At 56.2% G+C, this 20,353-nt stretch carries 35 protein-coding genes, 1 pseudogene and 1 other annotated feature; of the genes and pseudogenes, 2 read left to right on the top strand and 34 right to left on the bottom strand.

Annotated elements, in window-relative coordinates:
* Positions 1-27: 27 nt before the first annotated feature.
* The 31 genes and pseudogenes from rpsD to D5269_RS18485 all read right to left on the bottom strand — a co-directional run.
* Positions 28-645: a 30S ribosomal protein S4 gene (rpsD, locus tag D5269_RS03840; RefSeq protein ID WP_016317600.1), complete on the bottom strand. Its 618-nt coding sequence runs from the start codon at positions 643-645 to the stop codon at positions 28-30.
* A gap of 60 nt (positions 646-705) precedes the next feature.
* Positions 706-1,107, bottom strand: a complete 402-nt coding sequence (rpsK, locus tag D5269_RS03845; protein WP_016317599.1) for a 30S ribosomal protein S11 — start codon at positions 1,105-1,107, stop codon at positions 706-708.
* Positions 1,108-1,126: 19 nt separating this feature from the next.
* Positions 1,127-1,495 (bottom strand): 30S ribosomal protein S13, encoded by a 369-nt coding sequence (gene rpsM / locus D5269_RS03850; RefSeq protein ID WP_016317598.1) that lies wholly within the window; start codon positions 1,493-1,495, stop codon positions 1,127-1,129.
* Positions 1,496-1,529: 34 nt separating this feature from the next.
* Entirely contained in the window at positions 1,530-1,643 is a 114-nt protein-coding gene (gene rpmJ / locus D5269_RS03855) for a 50S ribosomal protein L36 (RefSeq protein ID WP_016317597.1), read from the bottom strand.
* Between the two features lie 39 nt (positions 1,644-1,682).
* On the bottom strand, positions 1,683-1,901 hold the full coding sequence (gene infA, locus D5269_RS03860; protein ID WP_006873261.1) for a translation initiation factor IF-1: 219 nt from the start codon (positions 1,899-1,901) through the stop codon (positions 1,683-1,685).
* Complete coding sequence (locus D5269_RS03865) at positions 1,894-2,160, bottom strand: KOW domain-containing RNA-binding protein (RefSeq protein ID WP_016317596.1); 267 nt, start codon at positions 2,158-2,160, stop codon at positions 1,894-1,896. Before D5269_RS03865 ends, infA begins: the two co-directional genes overlap by 8 nt.
* A gap of 12 nt (positions 2,161-2,172) precedes the next feature.
* Positions 2,173-2,922 carry a type I methionyl aminopeptidase gene (map, locus tag D5269_RS03870; RefSeq protein ID WP_031219996.1) on the bottom strand — a complete coding sequence of 250 codons (750 nt, stop codon included), beginning with the start codon at positions 2,920-2,922 and terminating at the stop codon, positions 2,173-2,175.
* 10 nt (positions 2,923-2,932) lie between these two features.
* Positions 2,933-3,565 (bottom strand): adenylate kinase, encoded by a 633-nt coding sequence (locus D5269_RS03875; RefSeq protein ID WP_120485032.1) that lies wholly within the window; start codon positions 3,563-3,565, stop codon positions 2,933-2,935.
* Positions 3,566-3,583: 18 nt separating this feature from the next.
* On the bottom strand, positions 3,584-4,879 hold the full coding sequence (gene secY, locus D5269_RS03880) for a preprotein translocase subunit SecY (RefSeq protein WP_120485031.1): 1,296 nt from the start codon (positions 4,877-4,879) through the stop codon (positions 3,584-3,586).
* Between the two features lies 1 nt (position 4,880).
* Positions 4,881-5,324, bottom strand: a complete 444-nt coding sequence (gene rplO, locus D5269_RS03885) for a 50S ribosomal protein L15 (protein WP_016317592.1) — start codon at positions 5,322-5,324, stop codon at positions 4,881-4,883.
* 20 nt (positions 5,325-5,344) lie between these two features.
* Complete coding sequence (gene rpmD, locus D5269_RS03890; protein WP_016317591.1) at positions 5,345-5,524, bottom strand: 50S ribosomal protein L30; 180 nt, start codon at positions 5,522-5,524, stop codon at positions 5,345-5,347.
* 13 nt (positions 5,525-5,537) lie between these two features.
* Complete coding sequence (rpsE, locus tag D5269_RS03895; RefSeq protein WP_016317590.1) at positions 5,538-6,038, bottom strand: 30S ribosomal protein S5; 501 nt, start codon at positions 6,036-6,038, stop codon at positions 5,538-5,540.
* Positions 6,039-6,054: 16 nt separating this feature from the next.
* On the bottom strand, positions 6,055-6,414 hold the full coding sequence (gene rplR, locus D5269_RS03900) for a 50S ribosomal protein L18 (protein WP_016317589.1): 360 nt from the start codon (positions 6,412-6,414) through the stop codon (positions 6,055-6,057).
* 18 nt (positions 6,415-6,432) lie between these two features.
* Complete coding sequence (gene rplF, locus D5269_RS03905; protein WP_120485030.1) at positions 6,433-6,978, bottom strand: 50S ribosomal protein L6; 546 nt, start codon at positions 6,976-6,978, stop codon at positions 6,433-6,435.
* A 16-nt stretch (positions 6,979-6,994) separates the two neighbouring features.
* The gene (rpsH, locus tag D5269_RS03910) at positions 6,995-7,393 is read right to left on the bottom strand and encodes a 30S ribosomal protein S8 (protein WP_016317587.1); all 399 of its coding nucleotides are present in this window, start codon (positions 7,391-7,393) and stop codon (positions 6,995-6,997) included.
* Between the two features lie 33 nt (positions 7,394-7,426).
* Complete coding sequence (locus tag D5269_RS03915; RefSeq protein ID WP_016317586.1) at positions 7,427-7,612, bottom strand: type Z 30S ribosomal protein S14; 186 nt, start codon at positions 7,610-7,612, stop codon at positions 7,427-7,429.
* A gap of 12 nt (positions 7,613-7,624) precedes the next feature.
* Positions 7,625-8,164, bottom strand: coding sequence for a 50S ribosomal protein L5 (rplE, locus tag D5269_RS03920; protein WP_016317585.1), 540 nt, complete (start codon positions 8,162-8,164; stop codon positions 7,625-7,627).
* Between the two features lie 16 nt (positions 8,165-8,180).
* Entirely contained in the window at positions 8,181-8,504 is a 324-nt protein-coding gene (gene rplX, locus D5269_RS03925) for a 50S ribosomal protein L24 (protein WP_031219995.1), read from the bottom strand.
* A 14-nt stretch (positions 8,505-8,518) separates the two neighbouring features.
* Complete coding sequence (gene rplN, locus D5269_RS03930; RefSeq protein WP_016317583.1) at positions 8,519-8,887, bottom strand: 50S ribosomal protein L14; 369 nt, start codon at positions 8,885-8,887, stop codon at positions 8,519-8,521.
* Positions 8,888-8,931: 44 nt separating this feature from the next.
* Positions 8,932-9,189, bottom strand: a complete 258-nt coding sequence (gene rpsQ / locus D5269_RS03935) for a 30S ribosomal protein S17 (RefSeq protein ID WP_016317582.1) — start codon at positions 9,187-9,189, stop codon at positions 8,932-8,934.
* Between the two features lie 23 nt (positions 9,190-9,212).
* Positions 9,213-9,413, bottom strand: coding sequence for a 50S ribosomal protein L29 (gene rpmC, locus D5269_RS03940; protein ID WP_016317581.1), 201 nt, complete (start codon positions 9,411-9,413; stop codon positions 9,213-9,215).
* The gene (gene rplP, locus D5269_RS03945; RefSeq protein ID WP_016317580.1) at positions 9,410-9,844 is read right to left on the bottom strand and encodes a 50S ribosomal protein L16; all 435 of its coding nucleotides are present in this window, start codon (positions 9,842-9,844) and stop codon (positions 9,410-9,412) included. The genes rpmC and rplP overlap by 4 nt, the downstream gene beginning before the upstream one ends.
* Complete coding sequence (rpsC, locus tag D5269_RS03950) at positions 9,844-10,533, bottom strand: 30S ribosomal protein S3 (protein WP_016317579.1); 690 nt, start codon at positions 10,531-10,533, stop codon at positions 9,844-9,846. Before rpsC ends, rplP begins: the two co-directional genes overlap by 1 nt.
* Positions 10,534-10,553: 20 nt before the next feature.
* The gene (gene rplV / locus D5269_RS03955) at positions 10,554-10,889 is read right to left on the bottom strand and encodes a 50S ribosomal protein L22 (RefSeq protein ID WP_016317578.1); all 336 of its coding nucleotides are present in this window, start codon (positions 10,887-10,889) and stop codon (positions 10,554-10,556) included.
* Between the two features lie 26 nt (positions 10,890-10,915).
* On the bottom strand, positions 10,916-11,191 hold the full coding sequence (rpsS, locus tag D5269_RS03960) for a 30S ribosomal protein S19 (RefSeq protein ID WP_016317577.1): 276 nt from the start codon (positions 11,189-11,191) through the stop codon (positions 10,916-10,918).
* 28 nt (positions 11,192-11,219) lie between these two features.
* Positions 11,220-12,053 (bottom strand): 50S ribosomal protein L2, encoded by an 834-nt coding sequence (gene rplB / locus D5269_RS03965; RefSeq protein WP_016317576.1) that lies wholly within the window; start codon positions 12,051-12,053, stop codon positions 11,220-11,222.
* Between the two features lie 69 nt (positions 12,054-12,122).
* The gene (rplW, locus tag D5269_RS03970) at positions 12,123-12,419 is read right to left on the bottom strand and encodes a 50S ribosomal protein L23 (RefSeq protein WP_120485029.1); all 297 of its coding nucleotides are present in this window, start codon (positions 12,417-12,419) and stop codon (positions 12,123-12,125) included.
* Complete coding sequence (gene rplD / locus D5269_RS03975; protein ID WP_120485028.1) at positions 12,419-13,042, bottom strand: 50S ribosomal protein L4; 624 nt, start codon at positions 13,040-13,042, stop codon at positions 12,419-12,421. Before rplD ends, rplW begins: the two co-directional genes overlap by 1 nt.
* Before the next feature lie 18 nt (positions 13,043-13,060).
* Positions 13,061-13,693, bottom strand: coding sequence for a 50S ribosomal protein L3 (rplC, locus tag D5269_RS03980; protein ID WP_016317573.1), 633 nt, complete (start codon positions 13,691-13,693; stop codon positions 13,061-13,063).
* Positions 13,694-13,783: 90 nt separating this feature from the next.
* Entirely contained in the window at positions 13,784-14,095 is a 312-nt protein-coding gene (gene rpsJ, locus D5269_RS03985) for a 30S ribosomal protein S10 (RefSeq protein WP_016317572.1), read from the bottom strand.
* Between the two features lie 551 nt (positions 14,096-14,646).
* A pseudogene (locus tag D5269_RS18485) lies at positions 14,647-15,177 on the bottom strand (M15 family metallopeptidase); the annotation flags it as partial.
* A 655-nt stretch (positions 15,178-15,832) separates the two neighbouring features.
* Positions 15,833-15,989, top strand: a sequence feature (ribosomal protein L10 leader region).
* A gap of 28 nt (positions 15,990-16,017) precedes the next feature.
* On the opposite strand from D5269_RS18485, the gene rplJ reads away from it, so the two are divergent.
* Entirely contained in the window at positions 16,018-16,536 is a 519-nt protein-coding gene (rplJ, locus tag D5269_RS03995) for a 50S ribosomal protein L10 (protein ID WP_016317570.1), read from the top strand.
* A gap of 46 nt (positions 16,537-16,582) precedes the next feature.
* Positions 16,583-16,960, top strand: coding sequence for a 50S ribosomal protein L7/L12 (rplL, locus tag D5269_RS04000; RefSeq protein WP_016317569.1), 378 nt, complete (start codon positions 16,583-16,585; stop codon positions 16,958-16,960).
* Positions 16,961-17,052: 92 nt separating this feature from the next.
* Here rplL and D5269_RS04005 read toward each other — a convergent pair whose 3' ends face one another.
* From D5269_RS04005 to D5269_RS04015, 3 genes are all read right to left on the bottom strand, one after another.
* Positions 17,053-17,640, bottom strand: coding sequence for a hypothetical protein (locus tag D5269_RS04005; RefSeq protein ID WP_120485026.1), 588 nt, complete (start codon positions 17,638-17,640; stop codon positions 17,053-17,055).
* A 39-nt stretch (positions 17,641-17,679) separates the two neighbouring features.
* Positions 17,680-18,120: a hypothetical protein gene (locus D5269_RS04010; RefSeq protein WP_120485025.1), complete on the bottom strand. Its 441-nt coding sequence runs from the start codon at positions 18,118-18,120 to the stop codon at positions 17,680-17,682.
* 274 nt (positions 18,121-18,394) lie between these two features.
* Positions 18,395-19,480, bottom strand: coding sequence for a DUF4349 domain-containing protein (locus tag D5269_RS04015; protein WP_158604920.1), 1,086 nt, complete (start codon positions 19,478-19,480; stop codon positions 18,395-18,397).
* Positions 19,481-20,353 lie beyond the last annotated feature (873 nt).

Here is a 20,353-nt window from a genome sequence, read left to right on the forward strand (position 1 = left end):
CGCGTATTGCTGCGCGCCTCCACATGATTACTTGCTGTACAACTCGACGATCAGGTGCTCCTCAACGTCGAGGTCGATGTCCTCGCGGTGCGGGAGTTCGATGACGCGGCCGGTCATTTTGGTCTTGTCGCAGTCCAGCCATTTTACAACCGGACGGGCAGACATCGCTTCGACAACCTCTTTGAGCTTGCCGCTCTTGGATGCCACTGCAACCAGATCGCCGGACTTGAGCAGGATCGAGGGGATATTGGCCTTTTTGCCGTTCACAGTGAAATGGTTATGCCGAACCAGCTGGCGTGCCTCTTTGCGGGAAGCCGCGAAGCCCAGACGGTAAACTACATTGTCCAGACGGCTCTCACAGATGCGCAGCAGGTTTTCACCGGTCATGCCGGACTGGCGCTCCGCCATATCGAAATATTTCTCGAACTGGCTCTCGAGAACCCCATAATAACGCTTGGCCTGCTGTTTGGCGCGGAGCTGGATTCCATATTCGGAGATCTTCTTACGCGCCTTGCCGTGTTGCCCGGGAACCGAAGCCCTGCGGGTGACGGCACACTTGTCGGTGTAGCATCTCTCGCCCTTGAGGAACAGCTTTTTGTTCTCGCGGCGGCAGAGCCTGCATACAGCGCCGGTATATCTTGCCATTGATTGCACCTCCTGAATGGTTTGGGCGGCGTGCGGGGCACGCTGCGGGATCAGATGCGTTTAGACGCGTCTTCTCTTGGGCGGACGGCATCCGTTGTGCGGGATGGGGGTCACGTCCTTAATCATGTTGACCTCGAGACCTGCTGCCTGCAATGCGCGGATTGCGGCTTCACGGCCCGAGCCAGGTCCTTTTACGAACACTTCGACCGTCTTGAGCCCATGTTCCATGGCAGCCTTTGCAGCGGTCTCCGCAGCGGTCTGCGCGGCATACGGGGTGCTCTTTCTGGAGCCTCTGAAGCCCAGCCCGCCAGCCGAAGCCCACGAAAGCGCGTTGCCCTGGGTGTCGGTGATGGTGACGATCGTATTGTTGAACGTGGACTGGATATGCGCCGCTCCGCGCTCGATGTTTTTGCGCTCGCGGCGTCTGCGAGTGGCTGTTTTTCTGGCAGTTGCTTTTGCCATCGTCTATATCCCTCCCTGATTATTTCTTCTTGTTGGCGATAGTCTTCTTGGGGCCTTTTCTGGTGCGCGCATTGGTCTTGGTTCTCTGCCCGCGGACAGGCAGACCCTTTCTGTGGCGCACGCCGCGGTAGCACCCGATCTCAACCATGCGCTTGATGTTCAGCGCGACCTCACGGCGGAGGTCACCCTCCACATGCAGGTTGTGGTCGATATAATCACGCAGCTTGGAAACGTCCTCCTCGGAAAGGTCCTTGACACGGATGTCCGGATTCACGCCGGTGGACGCAAGGATTTGCTGAGCGGTTTTGCGGCCTATACCAAAGATATAGGTCAAACCGATCTCGACCCGCTTTTCTCTCGGCAGGTCAACGCCAGCTATACGAGCCATACTTCTGTTACACCTCCATTATTCGGTTTTACACTTAGCCCTGACGCTGTTTGTGCTTGGGGTTTGCGCAGATAACCATGATACGGCCCTTGCGCTTGATGATCTTGCACTTTTCACAGATGGGCTTAACGGAAGGTCTTACTTTCATGAGAAATTACCTCCTTCTGCTCCCTTGGATGTTTCTTGCTTATTTGGAGCGCCAGGTAATGCGCCCCTTGGTCAGGTCGTACGGAGACATCTCCAGTGTGACCTTATCTCCCGGCAGGATACGGATAAAGTTCATCCGCAGCTTACCTGATATATGCGCTAAAAGCTGATGCCCGTTGGGCAGCTCCACCCGGAACTGCGCGTTGGGCAGGCTCTCTACGACGGTGCCTTCAATCTCGATGACATCTTCCTTAGACAAGCTCGTTTCCTCCCTCGCTCTCACCGCGGCATCCCCGCAGGAACGTCCGCAGCTTTTTATTGGTGGCTCCGCTGGAAAGGTCCAGCACAGCATTGGTTTTCCGGATGTGTTTCACACTCTTGCGCTTTGGCTTTTCCAGCAGCCGCACCTTGCCGTCGGCAAGCGCGACATGCCTCTTTTCCACCGAGACGACCACATAGAACCGCCCGGCGTCATGCCCTGCAATCGACTCGACCACGCTGCCCGTCTGGATCGGCATTCCCGGCACCCCCTATTCAGGCTGTGTCAGGATCACCGGCCCGCTTTCGGTGATCGCGATGGTGTGTTCGAAATGTGCGGCAAGCCCCTTGTCGGCGGTGACGATCGTCCATCCGTCCGAAAGCTCGCGGATCTCAGGGGAATGCTGGGTAATCATCGGCTCCACCGCGAGCACCATGCCCGCGACCAGCCGCACCCCATGTCCCGGACGCCCGTAGTTGGGCACCTCCGGGGCCTCGTGCAGGTTCCGGCCGACGCCATGCCCGACATATTCGTGCACCACGCCGAACCCGCGTTCCTCCACATAGGACTGCACCGCACTGCCAATGTCACCGATCCGCGCACCCACCCGCATCACCGCAAGAGCGGCCTGCAGGCTTTCGCGGGTGGCATCCATCAGCGTCTGGGCCTGCGTATCCACCGCGCCGACCGCGAAGGTCGCAGCCGTGTCCCCGTGGTATCCGTCATACAGGGCGCCTACGTCGATGCTGACGATGTCGCCTTCTCTGAGAATCCGTTTACCGGGGATCCCGTGGATAACCTCTTCATTCACCGAGATGCACGCACTGCCCGGAAAACCACCATACCCCAGAAACGAGGGTTTGGCTCCCTTTGAAACAATAAACCTTTTGATGGCCCGGTCAACCTCGCCGGTGGTAACCCCCGGACGGATCGCCGCGCCGCCTGCCTGCAAAGCCTGCGCAGCAATCGCGCCGGCCTTGCGCATTTTTGCAAGCTCTTTGGAAGTTTTCAGTGTGACCATTGCCATGCTATTAAGCCTCCAGCGCGGCCAGCACCAGACGGGATGTGTCGGCGACCTCACCCTGTCCCTGCACGATGACCAGCTTGCCCGCTTTTTCGTAGAACGCTTTGAGCGGTTCGGTCTGCTGATGGTAGGTCTCGAGGCGTTCGAGCACAGTCTCCGGCTTATCATCCTTGCGGACCACCGTATTCCCGCCGCACTTGTCGCAGATACCCTCCTGCTTGGAAGGGTTGTGCTCGACATGGTAGCTCGCGCCGCACTTCTCGCAGACACGTCTGCCCGAGAGCCGCTGGATAATCGCCTGATCGGAAACTTCGATGTCAACCACCCGGTCGATCTCGATCCCCATCCGGCCGAGCGCCTCTGCCTGCGGGACGGTGCGCGGGAACCCATCGAGGATAAACCCGTTTTTGCAGTCGTCCTGCTGAAGACGCTCTTCAATGATCCCGATTACGACCTCATCAGGCACCAGTGCGCCGCTGTCCATATAGGACTTGGCCTTCAGGCCCATTTCGGTCCCGTTCCGGAGCGCCTCACGGATGATGTTCCCTGTGCTGACTGCCGGAATCTGCAAATGTTCGCGGATGACCTCCGCCTGAGTGCCCTTGCCGGCACCCGGAGCGCCGAGGAGAATCAGTTTCATAACCCTAACCTCACTTTTCTATTCAAGGAAACCTTTGTAGTGACGCATCATCATCTGGGATTCGAGCTGGCGGAAGGTATCGAGTGCAACGCCAACCACGATGATGACCGAGGTACCGCCGAGCGAAACGTTCAGCCCCGGGGTAAACTTCCCGAGCAGGATCGGCAGGGTGGCGACAATGCCGAGGAACAGACCGCCGATCAGGGTAATTTTCGCGATGATCCTTGCGATAAAATCGGAAGTGGGCCGGCCCGGACGGATGCCCGGGATGGTGCCGCTGTTGTTGCGCAGGTTGTTGCTCATCTCGATCGGGTTATACTGGATCGCAACATAGAAGTAGTTGAACGCCAGGATCAGTACGAAATAGAGCACTGCATAAAGGATGGTGTTGGTATTGAACGAATAGAGCATCCTGCCCGCGAAGCTGTTGGGATCGGGGCTGGTGAATGCCGCGATGGTGCCGGGGATCGCGAGCAGCGAAGATGCAAAGATGATCGGCATAACGCCCGACATGTTTACCTTCACCGGGATGAAGGTCGACTGGCCGCCGTACATCTTGCGTCCGACCACCCGCTTGGCATACTGCACCGGGATCCGCCGCTCGGCGTTGGTCATAATGATGATCGCCACGATCAGCACCAGGAAAAGCGCGATCATAAAGACGACCGAGACCATGCTCGAGAAGCTGTACTCGTTCAGGCGGATATACCGTCCGAACCCGACCACTGCGGAAGGCCCGCGGGAAACGATGCCCGAGAAGAGGATGAGCGAAATGCCGTTCCCAATCCCGTTTTCATCGATCCGCTCACCGAGGTAGACGATCAGCAGCGCGCCGCCGACAAAGGTGCTGATGATAACCAGCGCGGAAAATACCCCTGCAAAGCCGGAAGTATAGTTGACCGCATGGAACTGGTTGCGCAGCATGGTGTAGTAGGCGAACGCCTGGAGCAGGGCAAGCCCGAGGGTGGTATACCGGGTGATCTTGTTGATCTTTTTACGTCCGTCCTCGCCCTCTTTGGCCAGCCGTTCGAGCGCAGGGATCGCGACGGTGAGCAGCTGGATAACGATGGACGAGGTGATATACGGGGTGATCGAGAGTGCGAAGATGGTCGCGCTGGCAAATGCACCGCCCGAGAGGATGTCGAGATAGCCGAGCAGGCTGCCCGCCGAAACCATCTGGTTGAGCGCGGAGGCGTCGAGGAACGGCACCGGTACGGCCGCGCCAAGCCGGAACAGAATAATAATCATCAGGGTGTAGACAATCTTCTTCTTCAGTTCCGGGATACGCCACGCATTCCTCAGGGTTGTGAACATCTTACTTCACCTCGGCCTTCCCGCCTGCTTTCTCGATTTTCTCTTTGGCAGACGAAGAAAAAGCTGCACAGTTGACAGTAAGTTTTTTGGTCAGTTCACCGTTCCCGAGGACTTTAACGCCATCAAGCGTCTTTTTCAGCAGGCCCGCTTCAACGATCGCCTGCTCATCGACAACCGCGCCGTCCTCAAACCGCTGCTCGAGGTCGGAAACGTTGACTGTTGCATACCGGGTTGCAAAGATGTTGTTAAAGCCGCGCTTCGGAACACGTCTCTGGAGCGGCATCTGACCGCCCTCGAAACCGGGCCGCACGCCGCCGCCCGAACGGGCCTTCTGGCCTTTATGGCCTTTGCCGGCGGTCTTTCCGTTGCCGGAACCGTGGCCGCGGCCTTTGCGGAATACGTCGCGGTTGGAACCGGGCGCCGGGGAAAGTTCATGCAATTTCATGGTTGGCTGCACCTCCTTGCTTAGTTTTCGGTAACCTCAATGAGGTGGGAAATTTTCGCGATTTTGCCTTTGGTGGCAGCATTGTCCGGCTGGACAGTCTCGTTGCCGATCTTACGCAGCCCGAGGGACTCGGCGGTGGCAATCTGATCGTCTTTTCTGCCGACAAGGCTCTTCACGAGCTTGATTTTGAGCTGTGCCATCTTGCCCGCCTCCTTATCCTATAATATCCTTCACGGCTTTGCCGCGGGTGGCTGCGACCTGCTCTGCATCACGCAGGGCGCACAGCCCCTGGATCGTCGCGGAAACCACGTTGCAGGGGTTGTTGGAACGCAGGGACTTGGTACGGATGTCCCGGATGCCCGCAACCTCGAGCACCGCACGCACCGGGCCGCCCGCGATAACGCCGGTACCTTGCGGAGCCGGTTTCATCAGGACTCTGCCCGCGCCGAACACGCCGATGATCTCGTGCGGAATGGTGGTGCCTTTGAGCGAGATCTTGTGCAGGTTTTTCTTTGCGTCCTCAATACCCTTGCGAATTGCGTCGGGTACCTCGCCCGCTTTGCCAAGCCCGAAGCCCACAGTGCCGTTGCCGTCGCCGACTACGACCAGAGCCGCAAACTTGAAGATACGACCGCCTTTTACCGTTTTGGAAACGCGGTTGATCGCTACTACTCTCTCTTTCAGATCGAGATTTGTTGCATCAATAAGAGCCAAAAGTATCCCTCCTTACTTAGAATTTGAGGCCGCCTTCACGGGCTGCTTCCGCAAGCTCTTTCACGCGCCCGTGGTAGATATATCCGCCGCGGTCGAACACAACCTCGGTGATGCCTTTATCGGCTGCTTTCTTGGCGATCGCGCTGCCGACCTTTTTCGCTGCTTCCTTGTTCCCGCCAAAACCTTCGAAGTCCTTATCCATCGACGAAGCCGCACACAGGGTGACGCCGTTCACATCGTCAATGATCTGGGCATAAATGTGTTTTGCGGAGCGGAAAACATCAAGACGCGGGCACTCGGGGGTGCCGCTGATCTTGGCTCTGACACGGACATGGCGTTTCAGCCGGGCTTTGTTCTTGTCAGGCTTTGTAATCATGGTGGTTCACTCCTTTACTTACTTCTTGCCCTTACCTGCTTTGCCTTCCTTGCGGATGATGACCTCGTCAACATACTTGATGCCCTTGCCCTTATAAGGCTCCGGCGGACGTTTCTCGCGGATTTCCGCTGCAAACTGCCCGACCTTCTGTTTGTCCGGGCCGTGGACGATGATCTTGTTGGGCGCAGGCACGTCGATCGTGATGTCCGCATTGTCCTCAAAGAAGACCTGATGCGAGAATCCGAGGGTCAGCACGAGCTGTTTGCCCTGCTTGGCGGCGCGGTAACCAACGCCGTTGATCTCCAGTTCCTTTTTGAACTCCTCGGTGACACCGTGGACCATGTTGGCAATCAGCGTGCGGGTGAGTCCATGCATGCTCTTTTCGATTTTCTCATCGTTGGGGCGGGTCACAATGATCTCGCTGCCCTCGAGCGCAATGCCGATCTCGGGGCGGAAGGTCTGGGTCAGGGTGCCCTTCGGGCCCTTGACAGTGACAGTGTGGCCGTCGATCTTCACTTCGACGCCCGCCGGTACAGCGATGGGCTTTCTTCCAATTCTGCTCATTTCTGCCGTACCTCCCTTACCAGACAAACGCGAGGACTTCGCCGCCGACATGCGCCGCTCTGGCCTGACGGTCGGTCATGACGCCCTTGTTGGTGGAAAGGATCGCGGTTCCGAGACCTTTCATCACGCGGGGCATATCCTCACAGTTGGTGTAGATGCGCAGGCCGGGTTTGGAAACCCTGCGAAGCCCCTGGATTACCGGGGTCTTGCCCTGCCCGTATTTCAGGGTAACCTTGATGGTGCCCTGCTTGCCGTCTTCCACGACGGTGAAGTTTTTAATATATCCTTCATCCAACAAAATCTGAGCGATTGCTTTCTTCATGTTGGAAGCAGGAATATCGACAGTATCGTGTTTTGCGTTGTTCGCATTTCTGATACGTGTCAGCATGTCAGCGATCGTATCGGTGATATGCATGCCGTCAACCTCCTTTTGGCTCAGCTTTGTTTTTTACCAGCTTGCTTTCCTTACGCCCGGGATCTGCCCTTTATACGCCAGCTCTCTGAAGCAGATGCGGCAGATGCCAAATTTGCGAAGGTAAGCGTGCGGGCGGCCGCAGATCTTGCATCTGGTATATTCTCTTGTGGAGAATTTCGCCGGACGCTGCTGCTTAATCTTCATAGACGTTTTCGCCACGGTAATTCCTCCTTACTTCGCAAATGGAGCGCCCAGAAGCGTGAGCAGCTCGCGGGACTCTTCATCGGTTTTCGCAGTGGTGACAAAGCAGATGTCCATGCCGCGCACCTTGTCGATCTTGTCATAGTCGATCTCGGGGAAAATCAGCTGCTCGCGCAGGCCCATGTTGTAGTTGCCGCGCCCGTCGAACCCGTTGGGGTTGATGCCGCGGAAGTCGCGCACGCGGGGCAGCGCCACATTGAACAGCCGGTCGACAAACTCATACATCGTATCACCGCGCAGGGTGACCTTTGCACCGATGTTCATACCCTCGCGGAGCTTGAAGTTCGCGACGGATTTTTTCGCCTTGCAGACAATCGGCTTCTGGCCGGTGATCTTGGAAAGGTCCCCCATGATTGCGTCGATAATCTTCGGGTTGTCGCGCGCCTCGCCACAGCCCACATTGATGACAACCTTATCAAGCTTGGGGATCTGCATGACAGAGGTGTATCCAAATTTCTTCATCAGTGCAGGGGCGTATTCGTTCCTGTACTGGTCCTTCATTCTTGCCATGATCTCTCCTCCTCACTTAAAAAGTTTCACCGCATCCGGTGTTTTTGCACAGGCGTTGTTTTGTGCCGTCGTTCAAAATCTTGTGGGCAATCCGGGTCGGCTTGCCGCATTTGGGGCAGACAAGCATCACCTTGCAGGCATACATCGCGCCTTCGGCTTTTACGATGCCGCCCTGGTCGCCCATCTTGCGGGGCTTGACATGCTTGGTGACCATGTTGACATTCTCAACGATGACCTTGCGCTCCTTGGGGGAAACCTCCAGAACCTTGCCCTTTTTGCCCTTGTCCTTGCCGGACAGAACGATGACTGTATCGCCCTTTTTGACGTGAAGCTTATTCACTTTCGAGCCCTCCATTACAGCACCTCAGGAGCGAGGCTTAATATCTTGAGGTACTCCTTCTCACGGAGCTCCCTCGCTACCGGTCCAAAGATACGGGTACCTCTGGGGTTTTTATCTTCTCTGATGATAACCGCTGCGTTCTCGTCAAAGCGGATGTAGGTACCGTCGTCGCGGCGAACACCCTTTGCGGAACGAACGACAACTGCTTTGACAACGTCGCCCTTTTTCACCTGGCCACCGGGAGCGGCTTTCTTGACCGAAGCGACGATCACATCGCCGATATTCGCGTATCTTCTGCGGGAACCGCCGAGCACGCGGATGCACATCAGCTCTTTTGCGCCGGTGTTGTCGGCTACCTTGAGATAGGTCTGCATCTGAATCACAGTGCGTTCCTCCTTTCAGTCGGAATAATCTATCCAAAAAATGTTTATTTCGCTTTTGCGATGATCTGGGTCACTCTCCACCGTTTGTCTTTGGACAGGGGGCGGGTCTCCATGATCTCAACCTTGTCGCCGATGCCGCACTCGTTCTTCTCGTCATGCGCCTTGAACTTCACAGTGCGCTTGATGATCTTTTTATAAAGGGGGTGCTTGACATTGTCCTGAATGGCCACGACAACGGTTTTGTCCATCTTGTCGCTGACGACCATGCCGACACGGGTCTTTCTGAGGTTTCTCTCGCTCATATACCTTTCGTCCTCCCTTCCGCTTACTGCGCGCTCTTAAGCTCGTTCTGCCGGAGCAGGGTCTTGACGCGGGCGATGTCCTTTTTCACCGCGCTCAGACGGACCGGATTTTCGAGCTGGTTGATCGCGTGCTGGAAGCGAAGGTTGAAAAGCTCGGCTTTGAGGTCAGACAGCTTCTCGGTCAGCTCAGCCGCGGTCATGTCTTTCATCTCGCTTGCCTTCATTCCGCTTCACTCCCCTTTTCTTCAGTCTCTTTGGTGATGAATTTGCACTTCACCGGCAGCTTGTGCATCGCAAGACGCATCGCCTCGCGCGCAAGCTCCTCGGAAACGCCGCCGATCTCAAACATGACACGGCCGGGCTTCACAACGGCGACCCAGTACTCCGGGCTGCCCTTACCGGAACCCATTCGGGTTTCAGCCGGCTTTTCGGTGATCGGCTTATCCGGGAAAATCTTGATCCATACCTGACCGCCGCGCTTGATATAACGGGTCATTGCGATACGGGCAGCCTCGATCTGGTTGGAGGTGATCCAGGCCGGCTCGAGCGCCTGGAGGCCGTAATCACCGTAGGTGATGGTGTTGCCTCTTGTGGCCTTGCCTTTCAGGCGGCCTCTCTGTACCCTGCGGTACTTTACTCTCTTCGGCAGAAGCATTATTTATTGCCTCCTTCCTTGCGGGAACCTTTGCTGCCCCCAAGTACCTCCCCGGTGTAGATCCAGACCTTGACGCCGGTCTTGCCGTAGGTGGTGTCGGCCTCCGCGAAGCCGTAGTCGATGTCCGCGCGGATCGTTTGCAGGGGGATGGTGCCCTCGTGGTAGTGCTCGCTTCTCGCGATGTCCGCGCCGCCCAGGCGCCCGGAAACCGCAATCTTGATGCCGCGTGCGCCAAACTTCATGGCGCGGCCGATCGCCTGCTTCATCGCGCGGCGGAAGGAAACGCGCCCCTCGAGCTGCGCGGCGATCGACTCGGCGACCAGCTGCGCGTTCTTATCCGGGCTCTTAACCTCCACCACGTTGATGAAGACCTGTTTGCGGTCGGCAGCGGCCTTGCCCTTGTTGATCATCTGATCGCAGAGCTTGCGCACACGCTCGATCTCGGCGCCGCCCTTGCCGATAACGATGCCGGGGCGGGCGCAGTGGACATGGATGCGCACCTTCGTGGCATCCCGCTCAATTTCAATTCTGGGGACTCCTGCGTCATACAGGGTTTTCTTTAAGAACTTGCGCAGCTTGTAATCCTCGACAAGGATATCGCCGAAAGCAGCGTCCTTAGCAAACCAGCGGGAATCCCAATCCTTAATGACTCCGACACGCAGACCGTGTGGATTTACTTTTTGTCCCATGATTTACCTCCTCCTTCGGCTTATTCCCGTTCTGCGACGGTGATGAAAACATGTGAAGTTCTCTTGAGCACCTGGAACGCACGTCCCTGCGCGCGGGGGCGGATACGTTTCATTGTGGGGCCGGGAACTACGTAGCACTCCGAGACATAGAGGTTTTCCCTGTCCATATCGAAGTTGTTCTCCGCGTTTGCCACGGCCGATTTCAGCAGCTTCTCCAGCGGCTCGCAGGCGGCCTTGGGAGTGTGCCTGAGAATTGCCATCGCCTGATCGGCGGGCTTGTTTCGAATAAGATCCAGCACGATCTGCACCTTACGGGGCGCGATACGAGCATGTCTCAACGAAGCTTTTGCTTCCATTGCTGATGTCCTCCTTTCGGCCACGTTTATTTGGTCTTTTTCGCGCCGGCATGGCCGCGATAGGTCCGGGTGGGAGCAAACTCGCCGAGCTTGTGCCCAACCATGTCCTCGGTCACATAGACCGGCACGTGCTTGCGTCCGTCATGGACCGCAAAGGTATGCCCGACAAAATCGGGGAAAATCGTCGAGGAACGGCTCCAGGTCTTGAGAACCTGCTTTTTCTCGCCGCTCTCGTTCATCTTCTGAACTCTCTCAAGCAGAACGGGCTGCACGAAAGGTCCTTTTTTAATGCTTCTTCCCATTGATGCATCTGCCTCCTTTCAGCCCGCTTTATTTCGCGTTGCGGCGTTTGACAATGAACTTGTCAGAACGGTTGTGTTTTGCTCGGGTCTTGTAGCCCAGTGCAGGTTTGCCCCACGGGGTAACAGGCCCCGGACGTCCGACCGGGCTCTTGCCCTCACCACCACCGTGAGGATGGTCGCAGGGGTTCATGACCGAGCCGCGTACAGTCGGCCTCCAGCCCATGTGGCGGCGGCGGCCCGCTTTACCGTAGTTGACGTTCTCAGAATCGACATTGCCGACCTGGCCGATCGTCGCGATGCAGATTTCGGGGATGTTGCGCAGCTCGCCGGAAGGCAGCCGCACCAGCGCCATACCGTTCTCCTTCGCCATCAGCTGTGCCATAACGCCAGCCGAACGCGCCAGCTGCGCGCCTTTGCCGGGGTAAAGCTCGATGTTGTGGATGAAGGTACCGGTCGGGATGCTTGCCATCGGCAGCGCGTTGCCCGGCTTGATGTCCGCCTGTTTGCCCGAGACGACGGTATCCCCGACCTTCAGGCCGTTGGGGGCAATGATATAGCGTTTCTCGCCGTCCTCATACTGCACAAGCGCGATGTGCGCGGTGCGGTTGGGGTCGTACTCGAGGGTCAGGACGGTTGCCTTCATATCCGCCTTGTCCCGCTTGAAGTCGATCACGCGGTATTTGCGGCGGTTCCCGCCGCCGCGGTGGCGGACGGTGATGCGGCCCAGGTTGTTGCGGCCGGAGTGCTTTTTCAGGGTTTCGAGCAGGCTCTTTTCCGGTGCAACCTTCGACAGCCCGCTGTAGTCGGTGCAGGTCATCTGCCTGCGCGACGGGGTTGTCGGCTTATAGCTTTTGATAGCCATGCGGTTTCACTCCTCATTATTGTGTTGGCGGGGCTATGAGTACCCCATACGCGGCTCAGACGGGAGCCATTAAATCATGCTGTCGAAGAACTCGATGGTCTTGGAGCCTTCGGCCAGCGTGACGATCGCCTTCTTGGACGAAGCGGTATAGCCTGCGGTGCGGCCCATTCTTTTGAACTTGCCGCGGCAGGAGACCGTGTTGACCCTGGCAACCTTCACGCCCGGGAACAATCCCTCAACCGCTTGGGCGATCTCGATTTTGTTTGCGTCTTTCGCAACCTTAAAGGTGTACTTTCTGGACTGCACATTCTCCATCGAAGCCTCGGTGATGACCGGGCGGAGGATGATATCCTGCGGCGCTTTCATTATGCGTACACCTCCTCAATTTTGGCGATGGCGTCTTTCGCAACGATGAACTTGTCGCAGTTCACGATGTCATAGACATTGATGGTGTTGACCAGAGCGGTCTTGACGCCCGGGATGTTCGCCGCGCTCTTGATGAGCTTGTCGTTATGCTCAGGCATGACAATCAGCGCTTTTTTCTCAACGCCGAGCGCCTTGAGCATCTCAACGATCACTTTGGTCTTGTAGCTGTCGACCGAGATGTTGTCGACGACGATCAGGTCACTGGTCGCGACCTTATCCGAAAAGACCGATTTGATCGCCAGGCGGCGGACCTTCTTGTTCAGGGAATAGCTGTAGTCGCGGGGCTTGGGGCCGAGCGCGATGCCGCCCTTTCTCCACTGGGGAGCGCGGATCGAACCCTGTCTCGCATGGCCGGTGCCCTTCTGTCTCCACGGCTTTTTACCGCCGCCGGAAACCTCGGTCCGGGTCAGGGTCGACTGGGTGCCCTGACGCTGGTTGGCGAGGTAGTTCACAACAACCTGGTGAACCACCACAGGGTTGGGCTCGATACCGAACACAGCCTCGGAGAGTTCCATTTCCGAAACGACCTTGCCGGCCATATCGTATACATTAACCTTTGGCATTTGTGTATCCTCCTTCCCTTACGCCTTAACGCTGTCACAGATGCTGACGACTCCGCCCTTGGGGCCGGGGATCGCACCTTTGATCGCGATCAGATTGTTTTCGGCGTCAATCTTGACGATTTCCAGATTCTGAACGGTGACCCGCTCTGCACCCAGGTGGCCCGGGAGCTTCTTGCCCTTCATAACGCGGGACGGATCGGAGCAGGCGCCCAGCGAACCCTGGTGACGTGCGACCGGGCCGCTGCCGTGGGTCTCTTTCAAGCGTCCGAAGTTGTAGCGTTTGATGGTACCGGCGTAGCCTTTACCTTTCGAGATGCCCACAACGTCGATCGCATCGCCCACTGCGAAGGTGTCCGCTTTGATGATGTCGCCCACGCTCAGGACCGAGCAGTCTGCCAGGCGGAACTCGCGCAGCTCGCGCTTGTTTGCCACGCCGGCTTTGGCGAAGTGGCCCTTGCGGGGTTTGTTGACAGCCTTGTCGCTGATGTCGCCGAAACCGATCTGCACAGCTTCATAGCCGTCGTTTTCGGTTGTCTTCTTCTGGACAACAACACACGGGCCTGCCTCAACGACTGTTACGGGGATCACTTTGCCGTTCTCGTCAAAAAGCTGGGTCATGCCAATCTTTTTGCCTACGATGCACTTTTGCATACCTTTCTTTACCTCCTGCGGTTATTGGTCGGCTGCTGCCGACATGACCTGACGGCGGCTTGCCGTCGTCGGGGTTTTCCTGCCTCTTTATTAGAGCTTGATCTCAATCTCTACGCCGGCAGGCAGCTCAAGTCCGGTCAGGGCCTCAACGGTTTTGTTGGAGGGCCTGAGGATGTCGATGAGGCGCTTATGGGTCCTCATTTCGAACTGCTCACGGCTGTCCTTATATTTATGGACCGCCCGGAGAATGGTAACGATCTCCTTTTCGGTCGGCAGCGGGATCGGGCCGGAAACCCGCGCGCCGGTGCGCTTTGCGGTCTCCACGATCTTTTCCGCCGCGGTATCGACCAGCTGATGATCATACCCTTTGAGCCTGATTCTGATTTTTTCCTTGACTGCCACGAAACATCGCCTCCTTAAAGTTCTGCTTGAGGCGCTTTAGGACTGATGCCCCCTGCACACCGTTCCGGGTGTTCCGCGCTTCGGCATACAAAAAATCCGGGAAACCATCCTCGTGGTTCCGCCGGACTTTAGATACTGTCCGCCGCGCACCGATCCCCCTGGGATCAGGCAGGAATTGTTCAGTATTAAAGTCGCCCGGTTTAAAATCGGACATACTCCGCGGAAATTTCCCGCCTCATCGGGCGGCCACCTCCCGCATCATCGCATATCTTGTGCAGTCATGCCTGATTATAATACCATACCATTTTTACGATTGCAAGCATTTTTTCAACTTTTTTCGTAAAAACCTACAAAAAAATTTGGCTCATTTTGGCGGGGGATTTTGTGCAGTATTCTGCCCTGATCCCCCCTTGATTATTCCCAGAGGCTGCCGCCCCTTTTTCAAAGCCCCTGCCGGCCAGGCGGAACGGGCCTTTTTATGCCGCTGGCAGGACGCTGCGCGCTCCGGAAGGCATCCGCCGGACACGCAGACGGCTCCCATCCTTCGCCTCCTGCTTTTCCGCCAGATATTCCTCCAGGCACAGGCCCTTCTCGTACATCTCCGTGGCCGCTTCCACACCCACATAGCGGTAATGCCAGACCTCCTCCGCCACACCCGTGATGTCGGTTTTGTTCCCAGGGTAGCGGAAGATAAAGCCGTAGCGATAGCTGTTCTCCTGAAGCCAGAAATAGAGGTCGTAGATAGCGCCGTTGATGTCCACTGCCAGTCCAACCTGATGCTCGCTATACCCCGGAACAGCGACCCACTGCTCCGCCATCTGTTTGGCATTGCCTGGGGAATATCCCTGACTCTGATACTGGGCAATCTTATCCTCATAAAGGCGCTGCTGTGTTTCCTGCGTGCGGTAGCCGGACGCTATGATTGGGAGCTGATCCAAATTGCTTTCCCTTGCGGCCTCCAGCATCGCCATCAAAGGGGTATAGATGCGCTTATCTACTTTTTCTCCGCCCGGCAGTTCGATCAGGTTGATCTCGTAGTCTGCGGGGATCGCATTTTGATGATTCACCAGTACCAGATTCCAGTCAGCATCCTTCTTTTCTATCCGGATCTCACGTACCAAGGAGCCAGCTGATGCGCTGCCCTGCACCTGCGGGGTTGTCAAAACGGGCAGGTTCGTTGGCGCTGGCTGAGGGGCGCTCGGGACAGGCGCTTTTTCGCCGGGCAAGCCGGGTGACAGGGCAACAGACGCACAAACAGCAAGCAGTGAGAGCGCCGCCAGCACCCCTCTCCGCGCAAAACGTGCCTGCCGCCTTCCTTGGATGCGGCAAAGATGACCGTTCGGGACCCTCATTCCTTTCATCGAAACACTCCTTTTCGATTGTCTTTCAACACTTCCCGGATATTCGGAAAATTTCTCTTAGAGCCTGTATTCATAATCAGGGGATGCCGGATGGGCGAGGGATTTTGCTGTCCTGCAAGGCGAAAAAACGCAGACAATGCTTTGTGTATTGCAAGGTTTTTCAACGCGGCAGCCCGGCAAAAGACCCGCTCAGACGGTGGCGAATGGTTGTGAATACGGGTTCTTAATGATACAATTATACAATACAGATTTCTGTTGTACAAGAGCGCAAAAGAGATTGCAGGAAGATTTTCCAAGGCTGGGGATACCGTTTCAGATTCCTGGCCATCACCACAAAAAATCCCGCCGGACGCCTTGACGCGCCGGAAAAGATATGCTATACTGTGAAAGCTGTCCAAAGACAGCAGGTGTCGCAAAGACGTAAAGGGTTATTTCCCGCCTGCCGAGGAGATGCGTTTTGGCTGTTGCAGTTTTTGTAATAGATAAATGCTCTTTCCGCGGTGATGGGCGGAGAGGGCTTTTTCGTTTTGATAGATGCAAATTGACTTGGAGGTGAACAAATTGCCAAGCGCAAAGATTTTAGAGCAGAAGAAGCAGATGGTTGCTGACCTGACCGATAAGATCAAAGCTGCAGCCGCCGGTGTTGTCGTAGACTACAAAGGCATCAATGTGGCAGATGACACCAAGCTCCGTAAAGAGCTGCGTGAAGCGGGTGTCCATTATGCGGTCGTCAAGAACTCGATGCTCCGTTTTGCTGTGAAAGAGGCTGGCTATGAGGGACTGGATTCGGTTCTCGAGGGAACCACCGCAATCGCCCTCAGCGACAGCGACCCGGTCGCGGCTGCAAAGGTCCTGACCAAATACGCAAAAGACAGCAAGGGCAAATTCACGGTCAAAGCTGGTTTTGTTGACGGTGGCGTCATTGATGCGGCGAAAGTCGACGAACTGGGCAGCCTGCCCAGCCGCGAAGCTCTCCTTTCGATGCTGTGCAGCGCGCTACAGGGCAACCTGAGAGGCCTGGCTGTGGCGCTCAACGCGATCGCCGAGAAAAACGGCGGAGAGGCCCCCGCTGCGGAATAAGCGGCATTACACAAGTTGAAGATTTGAAATTTAGGAGGTAACAATCATGGCTTCTGAGAAAATCCTGAAGTTTGTAGAAGAAGTGAAAACCCTCACCGTCCTCGAGCTGAACGAGCTTGTTAAGGCGATCGAGGAGGAGTTCGGCGTTTCGGCTGCGGCTCCGGTTATGATGGCTGGCCCGGTTGCGGATGGCGCTGCTGCTGCCGATGCAAAAACCGAGTTTGACGTAATCCTTGCCAGCGCGGGCGGCTCCAAGATGGGCGTTATCAAGCTGGTCAAAGAGATCACCGGCCTGGGCCTGAAAGAGGCAAAAGAGCTGGTCGACAACGCTCCGAAGCCGATCAAAGAGGGCATTTCGCAGGCGGATGCGGACGAGATCAAAAAGAAACTCGAGGATGCCGGCGCGACTGTCGAGATTAAATAAGGTTCTTCGATTTCAACCAATCCGGAAACAAAAGAAGATTGCACACGGCAGGCTGTCTGTGCAATCTTCTTCTTTTTGCCCGGAACACGTATTCAGTTGTTTTTCCTCGCTTCCTTTTTGGCCGCTTTGATATCGGTTATCCCGTTGGCGGCATTGACCTCCTGCATAAGCGCCTGCGCATACTGCTGGAACGACTCCGCCTCTTCCTTCTGCTGGATATTTACCGGGTGGTATTTGTCATCCTTGGTGTTGCTGGCTACCACAAACAGGGTCATCAGTTGTTTCCGGTCTTTGTCATACAGCGTCACATAGCCATTTTTCGCTTCCACCATGCCGAGGTCGTCCTTTCCTAGGTGGATGGGTTCACTGTAGCTCATATCCCCGCCATCAAAGGACAGCGGCACCAGATACAGGTCCCCCGGCTTGAACGCAACCGCATAATACCAGTAGCTGGTGGTGGTTGTCACCGTCCGGCCCCCGCCGCCGAGCGTGAGTTCCTCCCGGGTGCCGTAAGCCGCTGTATAGGACGCCCCGTTCGGCACCACCTTTTTTACAATCTCCTGAATCTTCTGCTTTTCCTCGCTGTTGGCGCCCTTTTTTTCATCAATCGTCATCTTGATATACACGGCCGCAAAAAGGACGACCAGTGCAATCCCTCCAATAATGATATACTGTGTCATAAGCAGTTCTCCCCTTTTTCTTGTTAATACAATCTGTTTTTAAATAGCGTTGCAATACGCATTGTTAAAATTCCTTTTCCCGTCTTTTATGTAGGTAACGTTGAAATCCCGCACTTCTGTGCACATATAGACCCGCGCAAACAGTGAATAGCTGGACTTCACCTCCATAAAAGAGATTTCCCCTAAGTCTTCCAGCCCCCACGACCTCCCGCAGAATACGATTCCATCCTCATAAAAATCCAGGAAATCCCTGCAATGGAGGAGCGGGAAAAAGACCCATGCCGCAGCCCCCAGAACGATCAGGCCAGCCAGCAGCCCCGACAGAAAACTGACCGGGCCACTGTTTGGCGGATTCCCCCTGATTCCGGCAAGTATGACGACCCCAGCCAGCAGAATCCTCAGCGAAACCCGCAGCAGAATCTTTCCCTTATCAGCGCGGGCTTCGGCCAGTTTCCGGCCGGCGCGTTTTTGTCCTTCCATCTGTCGTTCAGCCCCTTTCCTATCTGGACTTTTCACGTCAATCTGTCCCCCGATTTTCCGTCACCGCTCTTTGTGCGGTAAAAAAGACTGTTTCTTTTTGCGGGGAAGGCCCCTCGCAATCGGCCCATGACTCCCTGATTATAGCACGTTCCTCTCTGTTTTTCCAGTTCTGTTTCGGTTCTGGCCGGCAGAAAATTTCCGCCGGTCCTCCGTCCGGGTAAACCAAGCAAAAGTCAAAAGCGGCATGACCCGTAATGGCCATGCCGCTCTGGTTTTATTCAGACTTCTCTGTCTCTTCCGGCTTGGAGGGATAAAGGGGCGGGGGTGCCGTTTTTCCGGCGCGGCGCTTCCCGGAACGCCGCGCAGTTCTCACCGCAATCAATACGATCAGCCCGCAGACCGCCGCCCAAAGGAGCAGCATCGGCCCACACTCGGCGGCAAAGAGGATCACGCCCTGGGTGGAATCGACCAGGTTCTGCCCGCCCCGGCGGAAGGATGCGGCGAGCTTTTCACCGAATGTCCTGGGGGCCGAAACGGTCTCATTATACTTGACCACCTCACGCAGATCGAGGTTCAGGTACGAATAGGTAACCTGATTGTCCATCCGCTTGAGGGAGGCGGTCAGCCGCTCGATCTCATAGCGGACATTGGAAAGCGCCTGTTCCAGCGTGATGACATCCTCGAGCTTATCGGCCTTGCTGAGGATCTCCAGAAGGCGCTCCTCCTGGAGCCGGAGGGTAGAAAGGCGGGCTTCCGAATCAAAATACTGGTCGCTGATGTCCTCCATCGACTCACTCTTCGAAAGCAGGTTGCAGATGCCCCCAACCTCGCTGATCGTCTGGTCGAGCTTTTCGGAAGGGATGCGCGCCTGGATCGAAGCAGAGCGCTCCTGCACATATTCCCCACTGCGATGGTAGGAGTTTCCGTAGCTATCGATGCTCTGGCTTTCTATGTAGCCTCCCTTTTCCTCAATAAGAGCGGAAATCTGCTGCAATGACTGGTCGAACTCGAGCGTCTCGAGCGAAAGGTTGCTGTGCTTGATGATCTTGCGGCTCTCGAGCGGAGCGGTTTCGTTGGGGACGGGAACTGGTCCATCCTCCATCTCCCCCATATCCCCCACATCATCCATAGCAACCGATATCGCGGTCTCCTGCGCAGCTTGCTCTCGTTTGTAAAAACCGCCGCCGGACTGTGCAACAGCAGAGGGTGTATCTGCTGGCATAGCGGCGGCCGAAGAAGACACTGCGTAACCTTCCTTCATGTTGCTCATGACAGCTCCCGGGCTGCCGCCTCCACAGGCGCTCAAAAGCAGTACAGCCGCGGTCGCTGCGGCAAGCAGTGTAAAAGCATTCCGTTTCATAGAGCGATACCTCCGTTTCATCCTGTATGGGCTTTCTGTTTGACCGGCAAAACCGCCGCGAACTTCCAAAGAATCGGTTGGGTGTCTTTTGAAAGCTTTCTAATGATAAAGTGCGGGAAAAACGGGGAATTGTTGCACCCTGACGAAAAAAACTGCAAGACAGCCCACAGGGGCGCCGCGGCATATGCCGCGGCGCCCCTGTATGGATATGATTACAGGTGCTTAGAACCTGTTTCGTATTTAGAACCTGTATTCATAATCAGGGGATGCCGGATGGGCGAGGGATTTTGCTGCCCTGCGAGGCGAAAAAACGCAGACGGTACTCTTTGTGTATTGCAAGATTTTTCAACGCGGCAGGCCGGCAAAAGACCCGCTCAGACGATATCAAATGGTTGTGAATACGGGTTCTTATATGCAAGGGGGCTTTTTCACTTGCAAAAAGCCCCCTCTTGCCGCTTCGCGGCAATTCACCCGAAAAATGCGCTTCACAGGAGAAAGCGTTCCGCCGCGTGCGCGCGGCGGCGGGGGCTCTGCCCCTCGACCCCGCAATTTTTTGAAAAAAATTGAGTAAAACTTTAAATTGAGAAAATAAGAGATTCGCCGAGCTTGTCGGGGTGGGGCCTGCGGGGAGGGGTCGCCGACCCCTCGCCCGCAAGGCAAACTGAGGGGGCGTCGCGGCGGATGCCGCGCTTCGGACCGTAGGTCCGAGAAGACCCCCGAAGAAGGGCGCTTGCGTCCCGGAAGTTTGGTCTGGAACCCAAACTTCCGTTGCCTCACTGCCCCTCGATCCCGCAATTTTTTAAAAAAAATCGAGTAAAACTTTAGGGCTTGTTTGAAAATAGAGAAATAGACGGATGGTTCGTAAAAAGCGAG

Source organism: Anaerotruncus sp. 1XD42-93 (assembly GCF_009917605.1).
In the GTDB taxonomy this organism is placed as follows: domain Bacteria; phylum Bacillota; class Clostridia; order Oscillospirales; family Ruminococcaceae; genus Anaerotruncus.